The sequence below is a fragment of the Achromobacter ruhlandii genome, assembly GCF_902859695.1.
GTDB classification, from domain to species: Bacteria; Pseudomonadota; Gammaproteobacteria; order Burkholderiales; family Burkholderiaceae_B; genus Achromobacter; species Achromobacter ruhlandii.
Window position 1 is genome coordinate 30,539 of sequence record NZ_CADIJL010000020.1, and the last position, 25,149, is coordinate 55,687.

The window sequence follows — 25,149 nt, forward strand, 5'->3', positions numbered from 1 at the left end:
TTGGAAAATGGCGCCGCGCCGCGCGCGGGCCGCCCGCCCCGGCATGGACGGCGCGGCGCCCGGCGCTACTGCTTGACCGCGTACAGATAGATCTCGACGCGGCGGTTCAGCGCGCGGCCTTCGGCGGTGGCATTGTCGCCGATCGGATCGTTGGGCCCGCGCCCCTCAATCGACAGGCGCGTCGCGGCCACGCCCTGCCGCGACAGGTAGTCGGTCACGCTGCGCGCGCGGTTCACCGACAGGGTCTGGTTGTGCGCCAGCGACCCCGTGCTGTCGGTATGGCCCACCACCTTGGCGCGCAGTTCGGGATGCTGGTTGAGAGAACGCGCCACGCTGTCCAGCACCGGCAGCAGCGCCGGCTTGAGATCGGTCTTGTCGGTATCGAAAGACACGTTGCTGGGGATGTTGACCTTCAGGCTGCCGTCCGGCATTTCAACCACGTCGATGCCCAGCGAGGTCGCCCCCGAACGCTGCACATCCTCCTTCACCACCTTCCAGTTGTAGCCGATGAGGCCCCCGGCCACCGCGCCGATGCCGGCGCCGACCGCCGCGCCGGTGCCATGGCCGATCAGGGCGCCGATGCCGGCCCCGACGGCGGCGCCCGCGCCGGTTCCCACGGCGGTGTTGGTCTGCTGCTGGGTGGCGCACCCCACCACCAGGGCGCCCGATGCGGCGACTACAGCGATACGCTTGAGCATTGTGCTTGTGTACATGACAACCTCCACGATCCTGTCGGTGCGCCGGCACAATGCCGGCTGGATCATGTTAAGCCCTGCCCCCTCCGCCGCGTCAGCCGGCAAGGCGCAACAGTTTGTACCGCGCTCCTGGCGGCGCGCCTTAGCGCGCGGCGACGCCAAACCCGGCCAGCCATGGCAGCGCCGCCTCCAGCCGCGGCGACTGCGCCTCGGGCGCCGGCGCTCCGGCCGGCAAGGCCAGGCCGACGCGGTTATGCCAATACGTGCGCAACCCGACCTGGCTGGTGCCGAACAGGTCATACCCCGACCCCGCCACGAACGCCCCCTGCGAGGCCGGTGTTTCCAGGCGCGCCAGCGCCAATTGATATGGCCGCGGGTCGGGCTTGTAGTAACCGGCCTCTTCCGAGGTCACCACCACGTCCCAGTCCACGCCCAGCAGGGCGGCCGCGCGATGCCCCAGGCGCCGTGAACAGTTGGTCACCACGCCCAGCCGGCAATGCGGTCGCAGCGCCTGCAGCAGGTCGCGCGCGCCATCCCAGGCCGGCAGGCCGTCCCAGCCCGCCTCCAGCGCCGCGGGCGCGCTGGCCGGCAGCCCCACCGCCTCGGCCGCGGCTTGCACCAGCTGCTCATAGGGCTGATAGGCGCCGCAGCCGTAGGTCAGGCGCAGGTATTCGGCGCGCCAGGCCCGGCCCCGCGCTTCCGATCCCGCCGCGGCGTTCCACACGGTCCAGGAATCCAGCAGCGCGGTCAGCAGATCAAACAGCACCACGCGGGGATAAGCGGCGGACGGAACAGACATGGCGATACTCCTTCGGATTTGGTGCCAGCCACTATAGAGACGCCGGCCCGCGCCGGGGTTCAGCCTGCGTGCAACCACGATTAAGGCACGCCTTAATCGCCCCGGCCGCCGCACCCCGGTTGCGAGTCCATCGCGCCACGATACAATCGCCTGGCCACATAATTGCAATTGCAATCGTATGTTCAACCCCTGGCGGCCGCAGGCGCCGGACCGCCTTCCCATTTCCGGATTCCCATCATGCGTGTACTCAACATCGTGTCCTCCCCCCGGGGGCCCCGCTCCGCCTCGATCGCCATCGCCGACGCATTCCTCGACGCCTGCCGCGCCGTCCATCCGTCGCTGGAAGTCGACACTTTGAACGTGTGGGATGAAGCGCTGCCGGAGTTCGACAGCCTGGCCATCGGCGCGAAATACAAACGCGTTGCCGGAGAACCCATGAATTCCGTCGAGGCCGCGACCTGGAACCGGATCACCGCGCTGGCGCAACGCTTCCAGCAAGCCGACCGCATCGTCATCGGTGTGCCCATGTGGAACTTCGGCTATCCCTACAAGCTCAAGCAACTGATCGATCTGGTCAGCCAGCGCAACCTGCTCTTCAGCTTCGACGGCAAGTCCTACGGCCCGCTATTGCAGATCACGCGGGCGCTGGTCATCCACGTGCGCGGCCAGAGCCAGGACAAGGCGGCTGGCGGCGACAGCCCCGGGTTCACCCACCAGGCCGATTACCTCGATTTCTGGCTGGCCTTCATCGGCGTGACCGACATTCGGCGCATCCAGGTTGAACACACCTGGGACGCCCTGGCCCCCGCGACCATCGAACAGGGCAAGGCAGAGGCGATCGCAATGGCGCGGAATTTCTAGCCCGCGGCGGCGCGTCAAAGGCACGACTCGCGATTCTCGATCTCAACCGAGAGACCGGACGCGCAATGACAAGCGCCACCCAAGGGTGGCGCTCGAGCTATCCTGGCGGCGTGTCAGTGGCAGGAACAGGCCGCTGCGACGCGGCGGCCACGCTATCCCCTTTCCCAGGCCAGCTTGTCATTGGACAAGGTCGCTTCGCCATCCCATCGGTACGCCACCAGCGGTCCGCCCGCCGCGGCCGACCAGTCCAGGCAGGCCAGCTTCGCACTCTCGATCCGGGGCGGGCCCTTGAACCAATGATGGCCGATGAAAACAGGCGCACCGGTGATGGGTGTCCGATTGAAGTCCCCGGGCAATGCCAAGCCGTGGATCTGCGCCTCTTGGCCTGCCGGCACCAGGGCGACCTCATGCAAAGCGCTCGCCCAATCGCGCCAATTGGCCAGCCGCACCTCGTAATGGCGGTGCCCTTCCTTGTCCTCTATGTAGCGGCCATCGGGCAACGCCAGCTCCACGCCTGAAGTGAGCCGCTTTCTCGCCTGCTCCAGCGCCGAGCCCTTTTGGTGAGTGGCTACCAGCAGGGCGTCATCCAGCGGTTTTCCTGGCAGCCAGCCCGCATCGTTCAACGTCTTGACGGCGCCATCGTCCCAACAGGCATGCGCGGCACGAATGCCGCCCAAGTCCAGATAGGGCGGCAATTGGCGGAACCAGGCAACCCAGGCAACATGCTCCGGGCTGCCTTCGCCAATCTGGCTGATAAAGGCACCGTGCTGCTTGCGATTCTTCCGGCTTTTCTCCGAATCGCCACGATTGGGCCGCAGGCACTCGCCTGGATGGTGCGGATCCTCGGTGACGTAGCCGATGGCGTTGAACTCGTGGTTGCCCATAATGCAAAGGGCCTGGCCGTCATCCATCATGGCCCGTACGATTTCCAGGACCCGCCGCTGCCCTTTGCCTCGATCCACCAGGTCGCCCAGGAAGACGGCCTGCCGGCCTTGGGGAGCCTTGTAGCCCTTCCCTGCCGGCACATACCCGAGATGGCGCAGCAGGCCCTCCAGTTTCCGGTCTTCGCCGTGAATGTCACCGATGATGTCGTACATAGGGATTCCAGACGTCATGCAGTCCAACGGGACGAAACGCAAAAAGCCCACCGTTTCCGGTGGGCTTTACGCTCGATACTACTAGAGAATTCTGGTGGGCTGTGAGTGGCTCGAACACTCGACCTACGGATTAAGAGTCCGCTGCTCTACCAACTGAGCTAACAGCCCTGCATGTTCATTCACAAATCCGGCTGGGAAACATTGCTTTTGCATTGCGCTCTGGCTTGCTTCCGCTGCGTTTCGTTGTGTTTGATCAGCGAAGAAGCGAGATTATAGAGAGCTTTTTTTAAATGTGCAAGTCGGTGGCCAATCATCCACAAAAAAGTCGCCGGCCCCCTCGACAGCACGATCCCCAGGGCGGGCGTCCGAGCGCGGTGCAAGCCGCTTGCACCGTCGCCCTCAGGCCGCGTAGCCCCCGTCCACCGCCAGGCTTGCGCCCGTCACGTAGCGGCCATCGGGCCCGGCCAGGAAGGCCACCATGCCGGCGATATCCCGCACTTCGCCGTAATACGGCAGCGACAGCACCGCGACCAGATCGCTCGCGCGCTCGCCATCGGCCGGATTCATGTCGGTATCGATCGGCCCCGGGTGCACCACGTTGGCGGTGATGCCGCGCGCGCCCAGATCGCGCGCCAGGCCGCGGGTCATGCCCAGCAGCGCCGACTTGCTGGCCGAATACAAGGTCACGCCGGCGCGCCCCGAGCGTTCGGCCAGGCAGCTGCCGATGTTGATGATGCGGCCGCCATCCGGCATCGCGGCCTGCGCCGCCTGGATGGCGACGAACGGCGCGCGCACATTGATGTTCATCGTGCGTTCGTAGTCATCCAGCGTGACCTCGCCCAGCGGGCCGGCCAGGAAGATGCCGGCGTTGTTCACCAGCACGTCCACCGGGCCCAGTTCGGCGATGGCCTGCTCGACCGCCCGCCGCACCTGCCCCGGATCGGCCGAGTCGGCCTGGATGGCCCGCGCGCGGCGGCCGCCGGCCTCCAGTTCGCGAGCCAGCGCGGCGGCGGTGTCGCGCGACGCGGCGCTGACATAGGTGAAGGCAACGTCGGCGCCATCCGCCGCCAGACGCCGCACGATTGCCGCGCCGATGCCGCGGCTGCCGCCGGTCACGAAAGCAACTTTTCCGCTCAGATTCTGCATGGGTCAACCTCAATTTGTAGTGATCAGTACAAATATCATCCGATGCCGCGGCATGGCCGTCAATGATTTTTTTATCGATCAACACAAAATATCCGACCCGAGTAAAATCGCGGACATATGGCAGAACGTGGGCGCCCCCGGAACTTCGACCGAGCCCAGGCCTTGCGCAAGGCCATGGAAGTCTTCTGGTCGAAGGGATATGAAGGAGCATCGCTGACCGATCTGACGGCTGCGATGGGCATCAACTCGCCCAGTCTCTATGGCGCATTCGGCTCAAAAGAAGGGCTATTTCGCGAAGCGGTGCAGTTGTACCGCGACACCGACGGCGCCGCCTCGCGTCGCGCGCTGGCCGCCGGCGCCACCGCCCGCGAAGGCGTGTGCGGCATGCTGCTGGCGGCAGCCGAACGCTTCACCACACCCGGCGCGCCGCCTGGCTGCCTGATCGTGCTGGGCGCCCCCTCGGGCGCCGAAAGCCATGACGACGTCGGCACATTTCTGGGCGACAACCGCCGCGAGATGCAAAACCGCATCCTGGCCCGCCTGACCGCCGCGGCCGCCGCGGGCGAACTGCCGGCCGGCGCCGACCTGAAAGGGCTGGCCGCCTTCTACACCACGATCCTTCACGGAATGTCGATCCAGGCGCGCGATGGCGCCAGCCGCAAGACCCTGCAAGCCGTGGCGCGCCAGGCGATGTGTGCCTGGGACGCGCTCACAGGCGACGCCCCCCCTTCCGGCCCGCCACCTGGCCGGATCCACGCCTGACGGATTCTTCCATGCTCCGCATCGACCTACGGCGCCTCATCCTCTGGATCAGCCTGCTGTCGATCTTCCTGGTGCTGGCGGCGGGGCTGCACGCCAGCTACCTGGTGCAACGCGACCTGCTGCTGCACAACGCGCTGGAAAGCAATCGCGTCTACGCCGCCAAGCTGGCCGCCACCACCGAGTATTTCCTGAGCGACCTGCGGCGCCACCTGGCCTACAGCGCCGACGTGCTGGCCGACATGGAGACCCAGCCGCAACTGATGGCGTCGGAAGCCCGCCGCCTGGAGGAGCAACTGGGACACTTCAATTCCAGCTTCGTCGTGTCGGCGCAAGGCAAGGTGCTGGCGGTGTCGACCTCGTATCCGCAACTGATGGGCCAGCAGATGACCAGCGACGCCGCCAGGATCGCGCTGACCACGCGCCGCCCCTTCATCAGCGAACCGTTCCAGGCCAGCAACGGCCGCTGGCTGATCCTCTACACCCATCCCATTTTCTCGCGCGACTATCGTTATCTCGGCTATGTCGCCGGCACGCTCTACCTGCACGAAGACAACGTGCTCGACCGGCTGCTGGGCCAGCACTTCAACCGCGACGATTCCCTGCTGTACGTGCTGTCGCGCGACGGCACCTTGATCTACCACCCCGACCGCAGCCGGCTGGGGCACGCCTCCGCCGACAAGGGCGCGCTGGCGGGCGCGCTGCGCGGCGAGACCGGCGAACTGCGCTTCACCGACGCCAGCGGCACCGCCCTGCTCGCCGGCTACGCGCCGGTGCCCAGCACCGGCTGGACCATCATCGCGCAAAGGCCGGTGGCCAGCACGCTGCTGCCGCTGAACGACTTGTTGATGGCGACCGCGCGCAACACGCTGCCGCTGCTGCTGCTATCCATCGTGCTGCTCTGGCTGCTGTCGCGCTGGATCGCCCGCCCGCTCGGCGAACTGGCCGGCATCGCCAGGCGCATGCAGGACCCCGATTCGGCCGAACGCATCCGCAAGGTGCGTTCCTGGTATTTCGAGGCCTCGCAACTCAAGCGCGCGCTGCTGATGGGGCTGACGTCGATCCAGCACAAGATCCGCGACCTGCGCCGCGCCTCCACCACCGACACGCTCACCGCCCTGCTGAACCGTCGCGGCCTGAACGAGGCGATGGCCTTGCTGCAGGCCGCCGAAACGCCGCTGGCCATCGTCGCGGTGGACATCGACCATTTCAAGAACATCAACGACCGCTACGGCCACGCCGCCGGCGACCAGGCCTTGCGGGTACTGGCGACGCTGTTGACCGAGGGCTCGCGCCAGGGCGACACCGTGGCCCGCAGCGGCGGCGAGGAATTCGTCATGCTGATGCCGGGCGCGCCGCTGGCGGCGGCCGTGGCCTCCGCCGAACGCTTGCGCCAGAAACTGGCGCGCCTGGGCGCCGACGACGGCCTGCCCGCGCCCGTGACGCTGTCGGCCGGCGTGGCCTGCTACCCCGAGCACGGCGCCACGCTGGACGAAGTCATCCAGCGCGCCGACCGGGCGCTGTACTACGCCAAGAACCACGGCCGCAATGCCGTCTGCGTGGCCGACAACCAGGCGCCCGATGGCGCGCGCATGGCGCTGCCGCGCTGAAGCCGGCTACTTGCCCTTGGGCGCCGGCGCCTTGGGCGGCGTGCGCATCTGCTTGAGAAGCGTGCCGCAGGAATTGTCGTCGGTCGTGCTGGGCGCGATCAGCGCCAACAGCCCCGCCGCGGGCGTCAGGATGACGCCCAGCGCCACCATGCCCGCGCCCCGCGCGGCCAGCGGCCCCACATGCACGCCCACATCGGGTTTGCCGAACGTCCCGCGCACGTAGAGCGGCGAACGCAACGAGAAGATGCGGAACCCTTTGCTGTCGGGCGTGATGTCCAGGTCGAGCTTCTCGTTCTTGAAATCGGTGGTGCCCGTGATGTTGATCAGCGCGTTCTCGGTGTCGAACACGAACACGCGGGGTGTCATGACGCCGCGCTTCATCTCCAGGTCGGCGGCGCCGCAGTTGATCTTGACCTCGTCGTCGCCGAACAGCTTGGAGACGACGTAGTTGCCCACGTTCAGCCCGGCGATCTCCATCAGGCTGCGGCTGATCACGCCATCGTTGACCAGCATCTTCACATCGCCATCGGCCGATCCCAGCAACGCGGCCACCGAATTGCCCGTGCCCGCCAGCGCCAGATCGCCGTTCAATTCACCCAGCGTCTTCTGCATCGACTCCGCGGCGGGGAACAATTGCTTGAGGCGCAGCCGCCGCGCATGCATTTCCACGCGCCCGGTCAACGGCGCCTTCGAGCCGTCCAGCCGCACCGTCGCGGCCATGCTGCCGCCCGCCATGCCGAAGCGCAGCGGGTCCAGCGTCAATTGGCCGTCCTGCAGCACCAGATGCACCGACAGGTCGGACAGCGGCAGCTTGGCGTCGTGCACGATGCGGCCCGCCTCCAGCGCCACGTCGGCATCCATGTCGCGCCAACGGTCGGTGCGGAACTCCTGGACCGGCAACACCTTGCCGCCGGGCGGCTTGGCCGGCGCGTCCTTGGGCTTGTCCTGGGCCGGCGCCGATTTGCCCGACTGCACCCCGATGAGCGGCCCCAGGTCGGCCATGCGCAGTTGCTTGGACGACAGCTTGCCCGTCAGCTTAGGACGCGGCGCCGCCAGCGAGAACGACAGGTCGCCATGCAGATCACTGCTGCCGACGCGGCCGTTGAAATCCCGATAGTCGAACACCGCGCCGCCGGCATTGCGCAACTTGGCCACCAGGTGGCCGTCGGTGGAATACGGCGGCGTATCGGGCAGCGTCACGCCGGTCAGCGGATACAGCTGCGCCATCGAGCCGCCCGACAGCTTCAGGCGCAGGTCCAGCGCCCCCAGGTTGGCCGGGTCGGTCAGGGTGCCGGTCACGGCCGCCTTGGTGCCGCCGATCGTCACGTCGGCCTGCACCGGGAAGGGCTGCCTGGGGTCCTGCAGCGCCAGCATGCCGCCCACCTTGCCCTCGCCCTGGGTCGGCAACCCCTTGTACTTGCCTTTGACCTTCCAGCCGAATACGTAATCACGCGGCGACGCGGCGGCGGCGTCCTCCGGCACGAAGGCCGCCCCGGCCACGTCGGCGAAGGGCACCGGTTTGCCCAGCGGGTCGACCAGCACGGTCAGGTCGGCCTGCAGGATCGCGTCGGTCAGGCCGACACTGCCCTTGTCGAAGCCGATCTCGTTGATGTCCAGCACCCAGGGCGAAGGCTCGCCGCTCTCGGGCAGGGTGAAGACCCAATTGGCGCGGCCATCGGCCAGGCGCTCCAGGTCGGCCGCGGGCTCCGTCAGCTGGATGCGCCGGATCACCACCCGCTGGCGCAACAGCGGCAGGGGCGACAGGCTGAATTCGCCGCGCTTGAGCGTGGCGAATTCAGGCGCCTTGGCCCAGTCGGGGTTGGCGATGCTGATGTCATTGGCCACCACATGCGGCCACGGCACCCAGGCGCGCCATCCCCCCTCGTCCGGCTCCCGCGCCCAGTCGACGCTGAGATCGCCATTGATGGCAAAGGGCCGCCCGATGGCCGTGCTGACGCGCTCATTGATCATCGGCCTGGCACGATTCCAGTCGAATGTGGCGACCACCACCACCAATATCGCCGCCAGGAGGGCCAGCCCTCCGACGATTCCGACCGCTATTTTTGTTGTGCGCGTCATCGTTATCATCCTTGCCGTTGCCACCGGGGCGTGGATGTCCCGGCCCTATTTACCCTCAAGGGTAGCGCGCCGCGCCGGGCGGGTTAAGCTTGCCGGCCTGATAATGTGTACGGATTTTTCCGTGTCACAGAGAGACCCGTCGGCAAAAGTTACAAAGCGGCCAGGCCGGACCGAGGGTTTTGCCGGCATGGAAGGAATAATCCATACCGAATTTTTGACGCCGGCGCTGTTCAAATGCCCCGGGGCGATCGACCCGCCGCCCCCCTGGGCGCGCAATCGTAGTACTACCTGGAGGCCCGATGCGGCATTCAAGCTTGATCTTCGTGGTGGCGGCCTTTGCGCTGCTGACCCTCAGCCGCCTGGCCCTGGCCGCATGGCAATGGCAGCGCGTGCGCAACGCCGGCGGGCTGGTGCCCCTGCTGCTGGGCGGCCTGCGCATCGACGCCCACCAGATCGGCGTGATGGCGGCGCTGCCGGCGGTGCTGTCGCCCTGGTTCGGCCACCTGCCCTTCGCCGCCACCGCCGCCGGCATCTGGTATCTGGTCGCCTTCATCCTGCTGGCGTTCCTGGAAGTCGCCACCCCGCCGTTCATTCTCGAATATGACACCCGCCCCAACCGGCTGTTCGTCGAATACCTGAAGCACCCGCGCGAGGTCTCCGGCATGCTGTGGCGCGGCTACAAGGGCGCGCTGCTGGGCGGTTTCGGCGCTCTGGGGCTGATCGGCTGGGGCGCCTACACGCTGTTCGGCCATGCCGTGCCCGACGCGCCGCTGGCCTGGTGGCAGATGCCGCTGGCCAGCCTGGCGATCCTGGCCGTGGTCATCATGGCGATCCGCGGCACGCTGGGCCACCGTCCGATCAATCCGTCCTCGGTCGCCTACAGCTCCGACGGCATGCTCAACACTCTGGCGCTGAACTCGCTGTACAACGTGTTCTACGCCGTCTACAGCATGAAGAACGAAAAGTCGGCCTCCGCCGTGTACGGCGGCATGGACGACGACGACATGCACCGCCGCGTGCTGGCGCAAGCGGGCCTGCCTTACCCGCCGGCCAACGCCGACCATCCCAGCCTGCATCGCCAGCCTGCCAGCCGCAAGACCGCCCGCCCGCTCAACCTGGTGATCATCCTGGAAGAAAGCCTGGGCGCCCAATACAGCGCCGGCCTGGGCGGCATGGACCTGACGCCCGAACTCGACGCGCTGGCGCGCGAGGCCTGGACCTTCACCCGCGCCTACGCCACCGGCACACGCTCGGTGCGCGGCCTGGAGGCGGTGGTGACCGGCTTCCTGCCGACCCCGGCGCAAGCGGTGCTGAAGCTGCCGCGCTCGCAGCGCGGTTTCTTCTCGCTGGCCGACCTGCTGGGCCGCCATGGCTACCATTCACGCTTCATCTATGGCGGCGAATCGCACTTCGACAACATGAAGGGCTTCTTCCTGGGCAACGGTTTCAAGCAGATCGTCGACCGCGAGGACTTCGTCGATCCCGCCTTCGTCGGCACCTGGGGCGCGTCGGACGAGGACATGTTCAACCAGCTCGACCGCCTGCTGCGCGAGGACGGCGACCAGCCCACCTTCACGCTGGCCTTCAGCGTTTCGAACCATTCGCCATGGGAATATCCGGCGGGCCGCATCCAGACCGAGGGCAATCCGGCCACGGTCGAGAACACCGTGCGCTACGCCGACTGGGCGCTGGGCCGTTTCTTCGAGCGCGCCAAGACCGCGCCCTACTGGGACAATACGGTTTTCCTGATCGCCGCCGACCATGACTCGCGCGTGTTCGGCGCCAGCCTGGTGCCGGTGCGCCATTTCCATATTCCGGCCGTCATCCTGGGCGCCGGCATCGAAGCGCGGCGCGATGACCGCCTGATCAGCCAGATCGACCTGGCGCCGACGCTGCTGTCGCTGATCGGCGTCGACACCGAACACCCGATGCTCGGCCACGACCTGACCCGCAGCGCGCCGGGGCGCGCCATCATGCAGTACGACAACACCTACGGCTATCTGAAGGAAAACGACCTGCTGGTGCTGGCGCCGAACAAGGCGCCGGTGCAATACCGCTACACCGCGCCGGAAGACTACACGCCGGCGCCGTTGGATCCCGAACTGGCCGAGGAAGCGCTGGCGCACGCGCTGTGGCCCAGCTGGGCCTATCGCGAAGGCCGCTACTGCATCCCTGGCGCGGCTTCCGTCATGCAAGGAGCGCCGGCCGCGCAGGCGGCCGCCCGTTAAGACAGGCTGCGACGTGGCGGCGCCTCGGGGGGCCGCCACGCTGCCGGCCCAAGGCCCGGTCCGGCGCCTCTAGGCCGGCCGCCGGAATGCCTTGCGGGCCCGTTCGCTCGGACCGTGGCAATGGCAATCGGGATGGTGGTCGTTGACCATGCCCACCGACTGCATGAACGCGTACACGGTGGTCGGCCCGACGAATTTCCAGCCCAGCTTCTTGAGCGCCTTGGACAAGGCCTCGGATTGCGCCGAGGTCGATGCGCCCCGTGTGGACGCCGCCCCCGGCGGCGCCTCGAAGCGCCACAGGAACGCCCCCAGCGAGCCTTCGCGCTCGATCATCTCGAGCGCGCGCCCGGCGTTGTTGATGACGGCCTCGATCTTGCCGCGATGGCGCACGATGCCGGCGTCTGCCAGCAGCGCCTGGATCCGCGTTTCGTCAAAGCGCGCGACCTTGGCCGGATCGAAGCCGGCGAAACCGCGGCGGAACGCCTCGCGCTTGTTCAGGATGGTGCGCCAGCTCAGGCCGGACTGGAATCCCTCCAGGCACAGCTGCTCGAACAGGGCGCGGTCGTCGCCCTGGGGAAATCCCCATTCGGTGTCGTGGTACGCGATGTATTCGGGGGAGGTGTCGACCCAGCCGCAGCGGGCGAGGCCGTCGGAAAAGTCGGAGTTGGCGGTCATGGAATGGGTCCTGGCGGCTGTCGGGTCCCCGATGCTACCGCAGCAACGTCCCCGAAAAAAGTCGTAGCGGCCGCAAGTCGAATCCAGCTACTATTTCCACCCCTGATCCCGCGCCGGCCGTGTCCGCGCGCCCTCCCGGATCGGCCTGGCGGGCTTGCGGCATGCAAGCCCGTTTTGCGTCCGAGCCGGGGCCGGGACGGGTTTTCGGATCCACCGCCATGTCCCTGCTCGAGACAGCCGCCCTGACCCTCGTGTCGCCCGCCCTGCTGGCCGGCGACAACAACCCCGCCACCAATCCCTGCCTGGACTGCGGCGCCTGTTGTTCCCATTTCCGGGTGTCGTTCTATATCGGTGAACTGGCCGGAGAAAACGGCGGCCAGGTGCCGTTGGATCTGGTCACCCAGATGAGCCCGCTGCGCGCCTGCATGAAAGGCACCGAGATGGGCGGCGGCCGTTGCATTTCGCTGCGCGGCGAACTGGGCCGGCCGGGCATCCATTGCGCCATCTACGAAAACCGCCCCACGCCCTGCCGCGAATTCGACATCTGGCAGCCTGACGGCTCGCCCAACCCCGACTGCCAGCGCCTGCGGCTGGCGCTGGGCCTGGCGCCGGTGCCGCCGCGCCCAGACGCCGAAAACGACCCGCAGGGCCCGTCCCACCCCAACCAGCCCGACCAGCCCGCCGCCGCCTGAACGGGCGCGCCGCCACGCCTGTCCGGATCGACCGCGCGCTAGCGGGCGGCCGCGAGCAGGCCGTCCGCCTCGACCGGCGCCGCTTCGCCGCGCTCGCGCCGGGGCTCGCCGGCGCGTCGCCGTACCCGCACGATGCCCGGATCCTTGCCCAGGAAGGCCAGCACGTTCTGCATCACACGCTCACGTTCATGGTCGACGCAGATCATGTGATAGCTGTCCCGCAGCAATACCACCGACGCCCCGGGAATGCGCGCGCCCAGCAGCCGCGCCGACCGCGGACTGGTCAGTTCGTCCTCGACCGCGTGCATCACCAGCGTCGGGCAACGCATGCGCTCCAGCCCGCGCTTGACCATGCCGCGCAGCCGGTCGACCTGGCGCACGCAGGCCAGCGGCACCCATTGGTAGTGAAAGCCGTCGCCGCGCGCGAATCCGGCCTTGATGAAGGCGCGCACCAGCTCGCTCTTGACGCCGTAGGGATCCTCTTCCTCGACGCGGATGCGGCGCGGCACGCCCGGCACGTGGTACAGCAGATAACGCAGCGCCCGGTACCAGGGCGTGCTCCAGCCATCCAGGAACACCGGCGCCGACAGCGACACCAGCGCGCCGCGGGTGTGCGACTCGCGCTTGCACAGTTCCACCGCCAGCAGCGCGCCCAGGCACATGCCGATCACATGCACCACCTCGTACTGCGCGCACAGCTCGCGGTAGCGGCGGGTCACCACGTCCATCCAATCCTCGACCCGCACGTCCAGCAGGTCCTCCGGCCGCCCCGCGTGCCCGGGCAGCGTCACGCCATGGGTTTCCACGCCAGCGCGCGCCAGCACCTTGTGCAGCGAGCCCATGTCGAATTCGGTGCCGCCCAGGCCATGGATCAGCAGCGCACCGGTGCGGGGCGTCGTCACGGCGCGCTCCCGGCCACGGCATCGAGCTGCCAGGCGCTGCGCGTGGCCGCCAGCAGGCGCGCCAGGATCTGGGCGAAAGCGATAACCGGAGCCGGCGCCACGGCGCCGCCGGCGCTCCCGGCCGGCGGGAGAACGAGGAATGATTGGCAAGTCATGGAACACCCTTGATGCATGGAGGGCGGGACGAGAAGACCTGTCCTACCCTGGCGCCATGGTAGGCAAGGGGCGCGCGGGAAGATCCGCAAATCTGTCGGGAAAAAGTGAAGATCCGTAAAGGCTGGGGAGGCGCTCCGCCGGCCCGGATGCGGGTCCTTCGGGCCCCGCCACGCCTGCCTGCCGCCGGCGCGCTGGCGTGTGCTTACTCGCGGCCGGCCAGGTAACGCGTCGGCGTCATGCCGAACGTGGCGCGGAAGCTGCCGATGAAGGCGCTGGTGCTTTCATAGCCCACCGACAGCGCGGCTTCGGTCACCGAACCGCCGCGGCACAGCATTTCCAGCGCGCGCAGCAGCCGCGCCTGCTGGCGCCACTGGCCCAGCGTGACGCCGGTTTCCTGGCGAAAGCGCCGCATCAAGGTGCGCGACGACATGTTCAGGCGTTGGGCCCATTCGTCGATGCCCGAGGTGTCGTCGGGCGTGCCCAGCAGCGAATTGGCCAGGTCCTGCAGGCGCGGATCGGCCGGCATCGGCAGCAGTACGGAAGCGTGTTCGCGCTGCGCGATCTCGGCCAGCAGGACATCGAACAGCTGTTCCAGGTAAGCCTCCGACAACGCGCCGGACGGACTCGTGGTGAAACGTTCGACCAGGGCGTCGATCAGCCGCGACGACGGCCAGGAGCGGCAGTGATCGGGCAGGCGCGCGCAGGCATCGGCCCGCACGTACAGGAACGAGCCGCGCGCCTCGCCGAACCAGCGGGCGGCGTGTTGCACGCCGGGCGGAATCCAGCCCAGGCTGCCGGGCAATACCGTCCACACCTGCTTGCCGGCCTGCACCAGCACCAGGCCGGCATGCACCAGCACCAGCATGCCCTCGTCGTGGGCATGGTCTGGCACGGAAATGCCTTTGGACGTCCTCGGATGCTGGATGCTGAAAGGCGTCAGCAGGACGTCGGGGAGAGCGTGGTGGACCACGACCATGTCGGACATGGTTGGCAGATTTGAGCTACAGGTTGACGGGTTCCCGTTAGCGGGGCTTTTTGAAAATGTACATCATTCTCATCATTCGGGCATCGGCCCCGGAATGGAGAATCATCATGGACCACACCCGGTTGCGCGTGGCCGGCATCAAGGCCACCTTCCCACGCCTGAAGATCCTGGACATCTTCCACCAGCATGCGGACCAGCACCTGAGCGCGGCGGACATCTACCGCAACCTCATCTCGGAACACAGCAGCATCGGCCTGGCCACGGTCTATCGCGTCATCACGCAACTCGAGGACGCCGGACTGCTCAAACGTACTCAGCTCGATTCGCACTCGACCGTGTACGAACTGAACGACAAGGGACACCACGACCACCTGGTCTGCCGCCATTGCGGCCGCATCCAGGAGTCCAGCGACACCGCCATGGCGCAACTGGTGCGCAAGATCGCCAGGGACAGCGGCTTCGCGCTGGATTCCTACAGTCTGGTGCTTTACGGCGGCTGCGGCTGCCGCAAGGACACGCCCGCCCCTTCCATTGGAGAATTCGAATGAACCGCGATCAGTTTTTCTTCCACGACCTGTCCCAATTCCCCATCGTCACCGCCAGGCATGGCAGCGCCCCGGCAGGCTATTCCGCCAGCTGGATCCGCGAGATGGAAATGCTGGTCGACAACCCGCAGACCTTCGTCATGGTGGTGCCGGACATGCGCAGCGAGGCCAGCCACGACGACCGCAAGGCCATGATCGAATGGCAGACCAGCAACATGCCGCGCCTGAAGGCCCGCTGCCGCGCCTTCATTGCCGTCGAACGCGACGCCGGCGCGCTCGACAAGATCCGCAAGCGCGGCGAGAAAATGGCGCGCGCCTTCGGCATGCCGTTCCTGGCGGTGGCCACGCCCCATGAGGCGGTGCAATGCGCGCGCGAACTGCTCGGCCAGACCGGGCCCGGCGGCTTCGTGGTTGACTGAGCCGCGCGACGCCGTTTCCCTCCGCTCTCGAGCGCGCCTGCCGGCGCGCTTTTTTTTCGCCGCCGCGCCCCGCCCGTCCGCAGCGGCCCGCCTCGCGCCTTATTGCCGAAATTAGAATGCAATATTGATAAATTTGCGATTGTGGCAAAAGGTGTTGCTGGAATAAATTCCACGTCTGGCCCATCGCCTGTCCCGCAGGCCCGGGGCGGGCATCCCGGCGCACCGGCCCACCGGATGGCGCGCCTGTCCCCCGCGGCGCAAACCGCCCTCGCTTCCGTGGCCCAACGCCGTGGCCACGGCGTCCACAAGACGCCACGGCACGCGGCCGCCCCCGGGCCGCCGCCGCCCGCGCCGTTTGCGGCGGTCGCCCGCCGCCCGGACTCGACACTGCGATTTACGGCACTCATACCAATGAAGCGATTCCAATTCGACAGCACCGCGCTTCGTTACTTTCTCACCGTCGTCGACACTGGATCCGTCAATGGCGCCGCCGCGCGCCTCAACGTCGTCAGTTCCGCCGTCAGCCGGCAGATCGCCGGCCTGGAACAGCGCCTGCACAACCAATTGTTCGAACGCCATCCCAAGGGCATGAGGGTGACCGAGGTCGGCCGCATCCTGGCCGACCACGCGCGCCGCGTCGAAGCCGACGCCGCCCGCACCTATGCCGAAATCCATGGCCAGAATGGCCGCTACACCCAGACCGTGAAAGTCGCCGGCGCCCCCGGCTTTGCCGCCTACGCCCTGCCGCGCAAATTCGCCGCCTTCCAGGCCGAACACCCCTCGGTCCGCTTCAGCCTGCACATCCTCGATGCCGGCCTGGTGGCCGAGCGCGTGCGTTCGGCGCAGGCCGATATCGGCGTGACCTACAGCCATACCGCCGAAAAGGACATCGCGGTGATCCATGCGCATCCCGCCGAAATCGTCGCGGTGATGCGTCCGGGCCACCCGCTCGCCGCCTTCGAGTCCCTGCACATCACCCAGCTGCCCGCCTATCCCCTTGCGCTGCCCCATGGCGGCAGCGCCTTGCGGCAGGTGCTGGACATGGCCTGCAGCCTGTACAACATCACGCTGTCGCCCGCCTTCACGTCCAACCAGCCGGACGCCGCCTGCCACTACGTCCTCACCGGCGACGCGATCACCCTCTGCGCCCGCCTGACCGTCGCCGACCAGCTCGAAACCGGCCGGCTGATCTGCCGCCCCATCAACGACACGCTGCTCAACGCGGGTCAACTCCAGTTCCAGACCCACGCCTCGCGCCCCCTGTCGGATGCCGCCCATCGCTTCCTGCGCTTCATCCGCAGCGACGCGCCGCAACCGTTCTAGACCCGGGCATTGCCAAAACCAGAATGCCCCGGTGAAAAATGATCAATTGTTAAATATGTAATCTAAATTTACAGTCAAGCGGATTTTCCGAGACCACGCTTTGACGGGTCGCCCCAAGACACACACAGGAGCTCCCACCATGTTGAAGAACCTGAAGATCCGCACCGGCCTGCTGGCAGTCCTGGCCATCTTCGTCCTGGCGCTGGCAACCGCCACCGGCATGGGCTGGCTGTATGCCAGGGACGCCGACATCGCGGTGGACGACCTGAACGCGGTCGCCGCCGAACAGACCCGGCCGCTGTACGAGACGCAGACGCTGCTGCTGCGCAGCCGCCTGACCCTGGTGGCCGCCTACCTGGACATCGTGTCCGGCAAGGGCAGCCAATCCCAGGGCAGCATCGACCAGGCCAACCAGCACCTGCGGGAAGCGCGCAAGCACTTCGCCATCTACCAGAGCGTGCCCAAGAGCACCGAGGCCGGCCTGAAGCTGGCCAGCGAGCTGGACGCCGTCTTCACCGCCTATGTGCGCAGCATCGAGGCGCTGGAGCAGGCGCTGCAGAAACAATCCGCCGACGGCTATGCCGCCGCCGTGGTCGAGACCCGCGGCGCCGACGCCCGCTTCGCCGAACGCGTGGCCGCCTTCCTGGCGCACACCGAGCGCCGCAGCGCCGCGATCAATTCCGCATCCGACCTGCGCTACGAACGGGCCGAGCTGTCCACGATCATCATGCTGGCGCTGGCCGCCGCGCTGGCGCTGGGCTGCTGGCGCTTCATCGGCCGCCAGGTGCTGCAACCGCTCAGGGACGCCGCGGTGCATTTCGACCGCATCGCCTCCGGCGACCTGACCCAGCGCGTCACGGTCAATTCCAACAATGAGATCGGCGTGCTGTTCACGGCGCTCAAGCGCATGCAGGAGAGCCTGACCCGCACCGTCAGCGAAGTGCGCCGCAGCGTCACCGAGATCAACACCGGCGCGGCCGAAATCGCCTCGGGCAACACCAACCTGTCGGCGCGCACCGAGGAACAGGCCGCCTCGCTCGAAGAGACCGCCGCATCCATGGAAGAACTGGCCACCGCCGTCAAGCAGAACACCGAACACGCGCACCAGGCCAACACCCTGGCGGCCGAGAGCCGCAGCATCGCCCTGCGGGGCGGCGAGGTGGTCGGCCAGGTGGTCCAGACCATGACCCGCATCTCGGAAAGTTCGCGCCGCATCTCGGAGATCGTCTCGGTGATCGACGGCATTGCCTTCCAGACCAACATCCTGGCCCTGAACGCGGCGGTCGAGGCCGCCCGCGCCGGCGAGCAGGGCAAGGGCTTCGCGGTGGTCGCCGGCGAGGTGCGCACGCTGGCCCAGCGCAGCGCCCAGGCCGCCCGCGAAGTGAAGGACCTGATCGAACAGTCCTCCAGCAACGTCGAAAGCGGCGCCGAACAGGTCCGCGCCGCCGGCGACACCATGCAGGAAATCGTGGCGTCGGTGCAGCGCGTCACCCAGATCATGGCGGAAATCACCGAAGCCTCGACCGAGCAGTCCGTCGGCATCGACCAGATCAACGGCGCCGTGACCCAGATGGACGACGTCACCCAGCAGAACGCCGCCTTGGTCGAGGAAGCGGCGGCGGCGGCCTCGTCACTGGAGGAACAGGCCAAGCGCCTGGCGGCCACCGCCGCATTCTTCAAGCTGCCGGCCGGGACGGTGATCGACGTCACGCCGCAGGCCATCGCCGCGCCGCTGCGGCCGGCCTACGTGAACTGAAAGGGCCAATGACGCGGGCGCGCCGATTTAAGACTGCGCCCGATCGGCCGTTGTCCAGAAGGTCAGGCCCCGCTCCCCTGCGGCCGGCCTTCCCCCCGACCACGAGCCCCCCGCATGAGCCGCGCCCTCGCCTGTCATTTTTGCCTCTCGACGCTGGCGCAAGGCGCCCCGCTGCTGGAACGGAACGGCACGGCCATCTGCAAGGCCTGTGTCGACGCCTTCTCCGTCGAATTCACCGAGCGGGCCTGGGCCATGGCGTCATCGCTGGACGAACAGCTCGACGTGCTGCTGCTGGAAAGCAAGCGGGCGCTGGAACAAAGCGCCACCCTGGCCGAGCGCGCCCGGGGCTGCGGCCTGAGCCTGGCCGACCTGTCCGCGATGCCGCCGCGCACCCTGTCCTGATCCGTCGGCCCGGCCGACCAGTGATGGCGGCGGCCGCCGCCTTGACCTCAACCACGGTTGAGGTTCGATACTGGGGCTTCGTCAATACGCTTGTCCACGGAGCCTTCGCATGTCGTCCCGCATCACCCCCGCCCTGTCCTCGCTTGCCTTCATCAACCCGCCCGGCCTGTACGACCCCCGTCCCAACGGCTACTCGCACGTCGCCGTGGCCGACACGCCCGCCCGGCTGGTGTTCGCCGCCGGCCAGGGCGGCGAAAACGCCCGGGGCGAGCTTTCACCCGACTTCCTGGCCCAGGTGCGCCAGGCGCTGGACAACGTCCAGACCGCCCTGCAGGCGGCCGGCGCCACCCTGTTCGATGTCGCCAAGTTGACCGTACTGGTGGTCGACCACAGCCAGGAACGCCTGGCGCTGTTCTCCAACGAGATCAAGTCGCGCTGGGGCATCCACCTGGCGCCCGCCTGCACCCTGATCCCGGTGCCGCGGCTGGCATTGGACGGAATGCTGGTGGAAATCGAAGCGACGGCGCTGCTGCCGCTTTGATTCAGCCACGAATTCGAACGTATCCGGGCTGGGTCCCCCCGGGTACGCCACCTCAAACAAAAAGCCCCTGGTTTTGCAACCAGGGGCTTTTTTGCACATCTGCACATCGGTTGATCCAGCAAACGCTGAACCAGAAATGAGTGGTGGGCTGAGCGAGACTCGAACTCGCGACCAACGGATTAAAAGTCCGCTGCTCTACCGACTGAGCTATCAGCCCGACCGAAGCCAGAGATTATGGCTGATTTCGCAGACCTTGTCAAAAAATAGAGACGGGGTCCGCTTCAATGCCGCAACATCCGGGCCTCTCCCGCCAGGCGCGCCAGCGCTCACTCTCGGTCGAGTCCTTAACGAGTCGCATAAAAAACGGCCGCTTGCGCGGCCGTCTCTTCCTGGGCGGAAACCGCGGCTCGATTACCAGGCAGCCACCACCGCGCCCTTGAACTTGGTCTCGATGAACTGCTTCACGGCCGGGCTGTGATAGATGCTGACCAGCTTGGCGAACTCGGGACGGTCCTTGTCCTTTTCACGCACCACCAGCACGTTGGCGTACGGCGAGTTGGGCGATTCCTGGGCGATGGCGTCGGTGGCCGGGTTCAGGCCCGCTTCCAGCGCGAAGTTGGTGTTCACGGCGGAGGCGTCGGTGTCGTCCAGCGAACGCGGCAGCTGGGCGGCGTCCAGTTCGATGAAGCGCAGCTTCTTCGGGTTCTCGATGACGTCGATCGGGGTGGCCTTCAGGCCGGCTTCCGGACGCAGCTTGATGAGGCCATTGGCCTGCAGCAGCAACAGGGCGCGGCCGCCGTTGGTCGGGTCGTTCGGCAGCGCGATGCGGGCGCCTTCCTTCAGCTCGGACAGCGACTTGATCTTCTTGCTGTAGATGCCGATCGGGAAGATCACGGTCTTGGCGATGCTGACCAGCTTGTAGCCGCGGTCGGCGTTGGCGTTGTCCAGGTACGGCTGGTGCTGGTAGCTGTTCAGATCCAGGTCGCCCGAGGCCAGCGCGACGTTGGGCTGCACGTAGTCGGTGAACTCGATCACCTGGATGTTCAGGCCCTGCTTGGCGGCTTCCTGCTTGACCACGTCGAAGATCTGGGCGTGCGGGCCGGCGGTGACGCCAACCTTCAGCGGCTTGTCCTGGGCCAGCGCCGGCTGGGCGAATACGGCGGCGCCGAGGGCGAACGCGGCCAGCGACTTCAAAACCTTGATGCTCATGTTGCGAATTTCCCGGATGTCGGAAGGAGGAGAAGAATGTTCGGTGTGATCAACGATGCGAGATGCGGCGCACGTAGCGGTCGCCCAGGCTCTGGATCAGCTGCACCAGCACGATCAGCACGATGACCACGGCGGCCATCACGTCGGACTGGAAGCGCTGGTAGCCGTAGCGGATCGCCAGGTCGCCCAGGCCGCCGCCGCCGATGGCGCCGGCCATGGCCGAATAGCCGATCAGGCTGACCACGGTGACGATGGTGGCGGCGATCAGGCCGGGCAGCGCCTCGGGCAGCAGCACCTTCATGATGATCTGCATCGGCGAGGCGCCCATGGCGCGCGCGGCGGTGACCAGGCCCGGATCGACTTCACGCATCGCGTTCTCGGCGATGCGCGCCATGAACGGAATCGCGGCCACCGACAGCGGCACGATGGCGGCGGTGGTGCCGATCGAGGTCTGCGCCACCAGGCGCGTGAACGGAATGATGGCGACCATCAGGATCACGAACGGCACCGAGCGGGTGGCGTTGATGACCGCGCCCAGCGCGTGGTTGACGGCCTGGTTCTCCAGCATGTTGCCGCGCGCGGTGACCGTCAGGATCACGCCCAGCGGAATGCCGACCAGCACCGCGATGGCGCTGGCCACGCCCACCATCAGCAGGGTGTCAAGCAGCGACGTAATAAGCAGGTCGATCAGTTGCGGGCTCATGAGCGATTTCTTCAACGGTGATGTCACGGGCGGTCAACGCGGCGATGGCGTCCTTGACCGCGGCGGGCGCGCCTTGGGCCAGCACGAACATCGTGCCGACGGCCACGCCCTGGATGTCTTCGACGCGCGCCTGCACCAGGCCCACGTCCAGCGAATACTGCGTCGACAGGTCGGACAGGAACGAACCCGACGCGTCGGTGCCGGTCAGCGACAGGCGCAGCAGGCGCACGGCCTGGCCCGGCTTGGCGGCGGCCAGCGTCTCGATGCGCTGCTTGACGGCGGCCAGCGTGGCGTCGGTCAGGTCCGACGCGGTCGCGGCCGACACCATGGCGCGGGTCACTTCGTGGCGCGGCTGGGCGAACACTTCGCGGGTGCTGCCCATCTCGACCACTTCGCCCTGCGACAGCACGGCCACGCGGTCGCAGACCTCGCGCACCACTTCCATCTGGTGCGTGATCATGACCACGGTCACGCCGGTCTTGCGGTTGATGTCGCGCAGCAGTGCCAGGATGTTGTGGGTAGTCTCGGGATCGAGCGCGGACGTGGCCTCGTCGCTGAGCAGCACGTCCGGATTGTTGGCCAGGGCGCGCGCGATGCCGACGCGCTGCTTCTGGCCGCCGCTGATCTGGCTGGGATAACGGTCGCGCAGGTGCTCCAGGCCCACCAGGGCCAGCAGGCGTTCGACGCGGGCCGGAATCTCGCTCTTGGCGACGCCGGCGATTTCCAGCGGCAGCGCCACATTGCCGTACACCGTGCGGCGCGACAGCAGGTTGAAGCCCTGGAACACCATGCCGATGCGGCGGCGCTGCGCGCGCAGTTGCGCCTCGCTCAGTCCGGTCAGGGCCTGGCCGCCGATGGCGATGGAGCCTTCGTTGGGACGCTCCAGCAGGTTGATGCACTGGACCAGCGTGCTTTTACCGGCCCCGCTGGGGCCGATGATGCCGAAGACCTCGCCCTGCTGGATGTGCAGGTTGATGCCACGCAGCGCCTGGAACTGGCCGTGCGGCGTGGCGTAGGTCTTGGATAGGTTCTCGATCTGAATCATGGCAAGCGATTTTGTATCTTTTCTCTTCTAAAGAGAACGACCGTTTTTTCCATTTTTAATAACTATCAGTAATATAAGATGCATCCGCGCAAAGACGTAAAGGGCAGTCGGGAAGGAAAGCCTTCCTGACTGCCCTTTTGCATGGGTGGCCGGCGAACCGGCCGCGCCTGGCTCAGCGAGCGCGCGAAATACGGACTTCCGCGCCGCGGCGCTTGACCTCCAGGCCCTCGGACGGCGAAATGCGCAGGCCTTCCAGCCCCTTGATGTAGCTGGAGCCCTGCATCTGCATGACGCGGATCTTGTTGCGCATGACCACCGGGTTGTGCACCGGCATGCCGAACATCCAGACTTCGTCCAGGATGCGCGCCGAATTGAATTCGCCCGTGTGCTGCGCCGCCGGGCCGAGACAGAGCATGTGCCCTTCCCGGCCAAACACCGGGAACTGGCCCAGCTCGCAATCGATGGTCCAGGTGGTGCCGCCTTCGTAGCGGTGGCCGGTGTTCAGGTCCCACCAGGCCTCGCCCTTGGGCAGGTACACCCGCACCTGCTTGCCCGGCGCGGTGATCGGCGCCACCAGCAGGGCCGGGCCCAGCAGGTATTGCAGATCCCATTCGTGGGCATGCGGATCGTTCGGGAACGACAGCGCCATGGAACGCTGCACCGGCAGGCCGGTGCGGGCGGCGTCCTCGATGGCGCCCAGCACGTAAGGCACCAGGCGATAACGCCACTGCATCCAGGTCTTGACGTGCGCCAGGGTCTCGTCGCCGAAGTCCCACGGCAGCAGGCCGTTCACGCCCTGGAACGAGAAATTGGCCGAGAACACGCCGGCGGTCAGCCAGCGCAGGTACAGCTCGGGCGTCATGTCGGCCGTGCCGCGCGACGCGGTGCCGATGCCGTGCACCTGGACCGGCAGGCCCGAGGCGCCGATCGACAGCGCGGTGCGCAGGGTATGGCGCAGGCCTTCCCAGGTGTTGTCGACCTGCGGGCCCACTTGCCAAGGCAGGCGTTGGGCGGCCGGGAACAGGTCGGTGCTGGGCACCACGCCCTCGGGCGGCACTTTCAGGCCGGCGACGGCGTCGAACAGCGCGCGGCGCACCAGCAGCGGATACATGCTGCGCAGCGCCGGGCCGGTTTCGCCATTGCGGGCCGAGACACCGTCGGGAATGGCGATCTGGGCGTCGCAGGCCGGCGCGTCCAGGCCGTCTTCGACCAGTTGGCGATGGCGCTCGACCCACAGGTTGTAGATGTCGCGATAGGTCAGGTCCAGCAGGCCATAAGGCTGGCCGGAGGTGGCGGCGATGCCGTCGAACACCTGCGCGGAACCGTCTTCGCGCGTCAGCAGCCAGCCGCGATCCTCGAGTTCCTCGAACAGCGGGCTGGTCTTGATGACGCCGGGGAAGCCGGACGCCGCCACGTGCACGTTGTGCTTGTGGAACAGCGCCAGCATCTGCTTGGCGTCGGGGAAGCGCTGGGCGTCCCATTCGAACACGGTCTTGTCGGCCTGGAAGCCCCAGGCCGCCGGCTGCGCCAGGGTCACGGCGTCGACCGGAATCTGGTTCTCGCGCATGCGGCCCAGCAGCGCCACGGTCTGCGTCGGCATTTCGCCGCTGGCCTGCTGCAGCCAGGCGCCCATGGCCCACAGCACCGGCTGGCCGGCACGGCCGGTCAGCGCGGTGTACTGGTTCAGGATTTCGGCGGGCTCGCCGGCGAACAGGAACACATCCAGCACCACGTCGTCGACGCTGACGACATAGGCCGAATCGGCCGGCGCCACGCCGACCGAGTGCTGTACCCGGCGCATCGTGTTGACGTACAGGCCCCAGCCGCGCGGACTCCATGCCAGCGGCAAGGCGCGATGTTCGGGGTCGTCGGAGACGACGGATTCCTCGCGGCGGTTCAGGTCGCCCGGGGTCTCGCCCAGGCCGTAGACGCGCTCGTCCGGCAGCAGCGTGAAGCCGGCGGACCAGACCGCGTCGTCGGCCTGGTCCAGCGCGTTGTGCCCGAATGCGGGCGTGTGCGCGGAAACCTCGGACTCGAACACCCGCTCTTCATTGCGGTAGAGCGCGAAGCGGACGGGATTGGATTGGACTTCCAGGGCCACGTCGCCCTGGGTGATGCGCCAACCGTCCCCGCCTTCGCGCGGGGCGATGGCGGCCTCGCCCACCGCCTCCTGGCGCGCGAGCAACATCTCGGCCACGGCGCGCGCGCGCGCGCCGGGCTTGTCATCGGTAAGGTGGTTCGCCTCGCCGCAGCGCAGGCGAAACACACCAGGCGCATGCGCCTCGACTACCAGGTGCAACCCATCGCCCGCGTCGAAATCGATGCGACTGGGGCGGGACGTCAGCAGCTCGATGGTGTCGAGCTGGGTAGTATGGGCAAAGTCGAACTTGGGCGGCACAGAGCATCCCCCGGCTTAAGCCAAAAACCATCAAAAGACGCTATTTTGACGGATTTGAGCTTTGAAATAAACTCGGTCCCTCTTTTGGATGGCGATATCGTCCAAAAAAAGGGTCACAAAGCCC

Annotated in this window: 23 protein-coding genes and 2 tRNA genes; 11 read left to right on the forward strand and 14 right to left on the reverse strand. The window is 67.3% G+C overall.

The features are described from left to right. Positions 1 to 65: 65 nt before the first annotated feature. Positions 66 to 713 (reverse strand): YiaD family glycine zipper/OmpA-like lipoprotein, encoded by a 648-nt coding sequence (locus HV742_RS21355; protein ID WP_054416434.1) that lies wholly within the window; start codon positions 711 to 713, stop codon positions 66 to 68. Between the two features lie 124 nt (positions 714 to 837). Then, positions 838 to 1,494: an HAD family hydrolase gene (locus HV742_RS21360; protein ID WP_175146305.1), complete on the reverse strand. Its 657-nt coding sequence runs from the start codon at positions 1,492 to 1,494 to the stop codon at positions 838 to 840. Positions 1,495 to 1,731: 237 nt separating this feature from the next. Here HV742_RS21360 and HV742_RS21365 point away from each other — a divergent pair, with 237 nt between their 5' ends. Further along, positions 1,732 to 2,355, forward strand: a complete 624-nt coding sequence (locus HV742_RS21365) for an FMN-dependent NADH-azoreductase (protein WP_175146306.1) — start codon at positions 1,732 to 1,734, stop codon at positions 2,353 to 2,355. Between the two features lie 152 nt (positions 2,356 to 2,507). Here HV742_RS21365 and HV742_RS21370 read toward each other — a convergent pair whose 3' ends face one another. The 3 genes from HV742_RS21370 to HV742_RS21380 form a co-directional block, all read right to left on the reverse strand. Beyond that, complete coding sequence (locus HV742_RS21370; RefSeq protein WP_175146307.1) at positions 2,508 to 3,452, reverse strand: metallophosphoesterase; 945 nt, start codon at positions 3,450 to 3,452, stop codon at positions 2,508 to 2,510. 92 nt (positions 3,453 to 3,544) lie between these two features. Then, a tRNA-Lys gene (locus tag HV742_RS21375) sits at positions 3,545 to 3,620 on the reverse strand. 231 nt (positions 3,621 to 3,851) lie between these two features. Further along, a complete protein-coding gene (locus HV742_RS21380) occupies positions 3,852 to 4,598 on the reverse strand; it encodes an SDR family NAD(P)-dependent oxidoreductase (protein ID WP_175146308.1) in 747 nt (248 codons plus the stop codon). Positions 4,599 to 4,715: 117 nt separating this feature from the next. On the opposite strand from HV742_RS21380, the gene HV742_RS21385 reads away from it, so the two are divergent. Then, the gene (locus HV742_RS21385; protein ID WP_068980753.1) at positions 4,716 to 5,360 is read left to right on the forward strand and encodes a TetR/AcrR family transcriptional regulator; all 645 of its coding nucleotides are present in this window, start codon (positions 4,716 to 4,718) and stop codon (positions 5,358 to 5,360) included. Between the two features lie 11 nt (positions 5,361 to 5,371). Next, positions 5,372 to 6,967: a GGDEF domain-containing protein gene (locus tag HV742_RS21390; protein ID WP_175146309.1), complete on the forward strand. Its 1,596-nt coding sequence runs from the start codon at positions 5,372 to 5,374 to the stop codon at positions 6,965 to 6,967. Between the two features lie 6 nt (positions 6,968 to 6,973). Here the strand turns inward: HV742_RS21390 and HV742_RS21395 are convergent, their stop codons facing one another. Further along, entirely contained in the window at positions 6,974 to 9,046 is a 2,073-nt protein-coding gene (locus HV742_RS21395; RefSeq protein ID WP_175146310.1) for an AsmA family protein, read from the reverse strand. A 299-nt stretch (positions 9,047 to 9,345) separates the two neighbouring features. Here HV742_RS21395 and HV742_RS21400 point away from each other — a divergent pair, with 299 nt between their 5' ends. Beyond that, the gene (locus HV742_RS21400; protein ID WP_175146311.1) at positions 9,346 to 11,274 is read left to right on the forward strand and encodes an LTA synthase family protein; all 1,929 of its coding nucleotides are present in this window, start codon (positions 9,346 to 9,348) and stop codon (positions 11,272 to 11,274) included. A gap of 69 nt (positions 11,275 to 11,343) precedes the next feature. On the opposite strand, the gene HV742_RS21405 is transcribed toward HV742_RS21400, so the two are convergent. Beyond that, the gene (locus HV742_RS21405; protein WP_049071454.1) at positions 11,344 to 11,949 is read right to left on the reverse strand and encodes a DNA-3-methyladenine glycosylase I; all 606 of its coding nucleotides are present in this window, start codon (positions 11,947 to 11,949) and stop codon (positions 11,344 to 11,346) included. Between the two features lie 218 nt (positions 11,950 to 12,167). Here HV742_RS21405 and HV742_RS21410 point away from each other — a divergent pair, with 218 nt between their 5' ends. Next, a complete protein-coding gene (locus HV742_RS21410; protein WP_049071453.1) occupies positions 12,168 to 12,641 on the forward strand; it encodes a YkgJ family cysteine cluster protein in 474 nt (157 codons plus the stop codon). A gap of 38 nt (positions 12,642 to 12,679) precedes the next feature. Here the strand turns inward: HV742_RS21410 and HV742_RS21415 are convergent, their stop codons facing one another. Together HV742_RS21415 and HV742_RS21420 are read right to left on the reverse strand one after the other, a co-directional pair. Continuing rightward, positions 12,680 to 13,543: an alpha/beta hydrolase gene (locus HV742_RS21415; RefSeq protein WP_049071451.1), complete on the reverse strand. Its 864-nt coding sequence runs from the start codon at positions 13,541 to 13,543 to the stop codon at positions 12,680 to 12,682. Between the two features lie 358 nt (positions 13,544 to 13,901). Continuing rightward, the gene (locus tag HV742_RS21420; RefSeq protein WP_081330480.1) at positions 13,902 to 14,684 is read right to left on the reverse strand and encodes a helix-turn-helix domain-containing protein; all 783 of its coding nucleotides are present in this window, start codon (positions 14,682 to 14,684) and stop codon (positions 13,902 to 13,904) included. A 107-nt stretch (positions 14,685 to 14,791) separates the two neighbouring features. Here HV742_RS21420 and HV742_RS21425 point away from each other — a divergent pair, with 107 nt between their 5' ends. From HV742_RS21425 to HV742_RS21450, 6 genes are all read left to right on the forward strand, one after another. After that, positions 14,792 to 15,232, forward strand: a complete 441-nt coding sequence (locus tag HV742_RS21425) for a Fur family transcriptional regulator (protein ID WP_082707117.1) — start codon at positions 14,792 to 14,794, stop codon at positions 15,230 to 15,232. Then, positions 15,229 to 15,648, forward strand: coding sequence for a hypothetical protein (locus tag HV742_RS21430; RefSeq protein ID WP_049071450.1), 420 nt, complete (start codon positions 15,229 to 15,231; stop codon positions 15,646 to 15,648). The genes HV742_RS21425 and HV742_RS21430 overlap by 4 nt, the downstream gene beginning before the upstream one ends. 411 nt (positions 15,649 to 16,059) lie before the next feature. Further along, positions 16,060 to 16,971 carry a LysR family transcriptional regulator gene (locus HV742_RS21435; protein WP_175146312.1) on the forward strand — a complete coding sequence of 304 codons (912 nt, stop codon included), beginning with the start codon at positions 16,060 to 16,062 and terminating at the stop codon, positions 16,969 to 16,971. Between the two features lie 139 nt (positions 16,972 to 17,110). Beyond that, positions 17,111 to 18,727 (forward strand): methyl-accepting chemotaxis protein, encoded by a 1,617-nt coding sequence (locus tag HV742_RS21440; RefSeq protein WP_175146313.1) that lies wholly within the window; start codon positions 17,111 to 17,113, stop codon positions 18,725 to 18,727. A 114-nt stretch (positions 18,728 to 18,841) separates the two neighbouring features. Then, positions 18,842 to 19,129 (forward strand): hypothetical protein, encoded by a 288-nt coding sequence (locus tag HV742_RS21445; RefSeq protein ID WP_054501887.1) that lies wholly within the window; start codon positions 18,842 to 18,844, stop codon positions 19,127 to 19,129. A gap of 109 nt (positions 19,130 to 19,238) precedes the next feature. After that, positions 19,239 to 19,670, forward strand: coding sequence for a RidA family protein (locus tag HV742_RS21450; protein WP_049071442.1), 432 nt, complete (start codon positions 19,239 to 19,241; stop codon positions 19,668 to 19,670). Between the two features lie 141 nt (positions 19,671 to 19,811). Here the strand turns inward: HV742_RS21450 and HV742_RS21455 are convergent. From HV742_RS21455 to HV742_RS21475, 5 genes are all read right to left on the reverse strand, one after another. Continuing rightward, a tRNA-Lys gene (locus HV742_RS21455) sits at positions 19,812 to 19,887 on the reverse strand. 194 nt (positions 19,888 to 20,081) lie between these two features. Continuing rightward, positions 20,082 to 20,879 carry a MetQ/NlpA family ABC transporter substrate-binding protein gene (locus tag HV742_RS21460; protein WP_049071433.1) on the reverse strand — a complete coding sequence of 266 codons (798 nt, stop codon included), beginning with the start codon at positions 20,877 to 20,879 and terminating at the stop codon, positions 20,082 to 20,084. 49 nt (positions 20,880 to 20,928) lie between these two features. Then, positions 20,929 to 21,582, reverse strand: a complete 654-nt coding sequence (locus HV742_RS21465) for a methionine ABC transporter permease (RefSeq protein WP_175146314.1) — start codon at positions 21,580 to 21,582, stop codon at positions 20,929 to 20,931. After that, positions 21,539 to 22,627 (reverse strand): methionine ABC transporter ATP-binding protein, encoded by a 1,089-nt coding sequence (locus HV742_RS21470; RefSeq protein ID WP_049071432.1) that lies wholly within the window; start codon positions 22,625 to 22,627, stop codon positions 21,539 to 21,541. Before HV742_RS21470 ends, HV742_RS21465 begins: the two co-directional genes overlap by 44 nt. Before the next feature lie 172 nt (positions 22,628 to 22,799). Further along, on the reverse strand, positions 22,800 to 25,025 hold the full coding sequence (locus HV742_RS21475; protein WP_175146315.1) for a glycoside hydrolase family 31 protein: 2,226 nt from the start codon (positions 25,023 to 25,025) through the stop codon (positions 22,800 to 22,802). Between the last annotated feature and the right edge of the window lie 124 nt (positions 25,026 to 25,149).

Excerpts from the sequence above, each read along its gene's own strand:
- HV742_RS21355 (WP_054416434.1), bottom strand. The coding sequence starts at position 713 with ATGTACACAAGCACAATGCTCAAGCGTATCGCTGTAGTCGCCGCATCG.
- HV742_RS21360 (WP_175146305.1), bottom strand. The coding sequence starts at position 1,494 with ATGTCTGTTCCGTCCGCCGCTTATCCCCGCGTGGTGCTGTTTGATCTG.
- HV742_RS21365 (WP_175146306.1), top strand. The coding sequence starts at position 1,732 with ATGCGTGTACTCAACATCGTGTCCTCCCCCCGGGGGCCCCGCTCCGCC.
- HV742_RS21370 (WP_175146307.1), bottom strand. The coding sequence starts at position 3,452 with ATGTACGACATCATCGGTGACATTCACGGCGAAGACCGGAAACTGGAG.
- HV742_RS21380 (WP_175146308.1), bottom strand. The coding sequence starts at position 4,598 with ATGCAGAATCTGAGCGGAAAAGTTGCTTTCGTGACCGGCGGCAGCCGC.
- HV742_RS21385 (WP_068980753.1), top strand. The coding sequence starts at position 4,716 with ATGGCAGAACGTGGGCGCCCCCGGAACTTCGACCGAGCCCAGGCCTTG.
- HV742_RS21390 (WP_175146309.1), top strand. The coding sequence starts at position 5,372 with ATGCTCCGCATCGACCTACGGCGCCTCATCCTCTGGATCAGCCTGCTG.
- HV742_RS21395 (WP_175146310.1), bottom strand. The coding sequence starts at position 9,046 with ATGACGCGCACAACAAAAATAGCGGTCGGAATCGTCGGAGGGCTGGCC.
- HV742_RS21400 (WP_175146311.1), top strand. The coding sequence starts at position 9,346 with ATGCGGCATTCAAGCTTGATCTTCGTGGTGGCGGCCTTTGCGCTGCTG.
- HV742_RS21405 (WP_049071454.1), bottom strand. The coding sequence starts at position 11,949 with ATGACCGCCAACTCCGACTTTTCCGACGGCCTCGCCCGCTGCGGCTGG.
- HV742_RS21410 (WP_049071453.1), top strand. The coding sequence starts at position 12,168 with ATGTCCCTGCTCGAGACAGCCGCCCTGACCCTCGTGTCGCCCGCCCTG.
- HV742_RS21420 (WP_081330480.1), bottom strand. The coding sequence starts at position 14,684 with ATGTCCGACATGGTCGTGGTCCACCACGCTCTCCCCGACGTCCTGCTG.
- HV742_RS21425 (WP_082707117.1), top strand. The coding sequence starts at position 14,792 with ATGGACCACACCCGGTTGCGCGTGGCCGGCATCAAGGCCACCTTCCCA.
- HV742_RS21430 (WP_049071450.1), top strand. The coding sequence starts at position 15,229 with ATGAACCGCGATCAGTTTTTCTTCCACGACCTGTCCCAATTCCCCATC.
- HV742_RS21435 (WP_175146312.1), top strand. The coding sequence starts at position 16,060 with ATGAAGCGATTCCAATTCGACAGCACCGCGCTTCGTTACTTTCTCACC.
- HV742_RS21440 (WP_175146313.1), top strand. The coding sequence starts at position 17,111 with ATGTTGAAGAACCTGAAGATCCGCACCGGCCTGCTGGCAGTCCTGGCC.
- HV742_RS21445 (WP_054501887.1), top strand. The coding sequence starts at position 18,842 with ATGAGCCGCGCCCTCGCCTGTCATTTTTGCCTCTCGACGCTGGCGCAA.
- HV742_RS21450 (WP_049071442.1), top strand. The coding sequence starts at position 19,239 with ATGTCGTCCCGCATCACCCCCGCCCTGTCCTCGCTTGCCTTCATCAAC.
- HV742_RS21460 (WP_049071433.1), bottom strand. The coding sequence starts at position 20,879 with ATGAGCATCAAGGTTTTGAAGTCGCTGGCCGCGTTCGCCCTCGGCGCC.
- HV742_RS21465 (WP_175146314.1), bottom strand. The coding sequence starts at position 21,582 with ATGAGCCCGCAACTGATCGACCTGCTTATTACGTCGCTGCTTGACACC.
- HV742_RS21470 (WP_049071432.1), bottom strand. The coding sequence starts at position 22,627 with ATGATTCAGATCGAGAACCTATCCAAGACCTACGCCACGCCGCACGGC.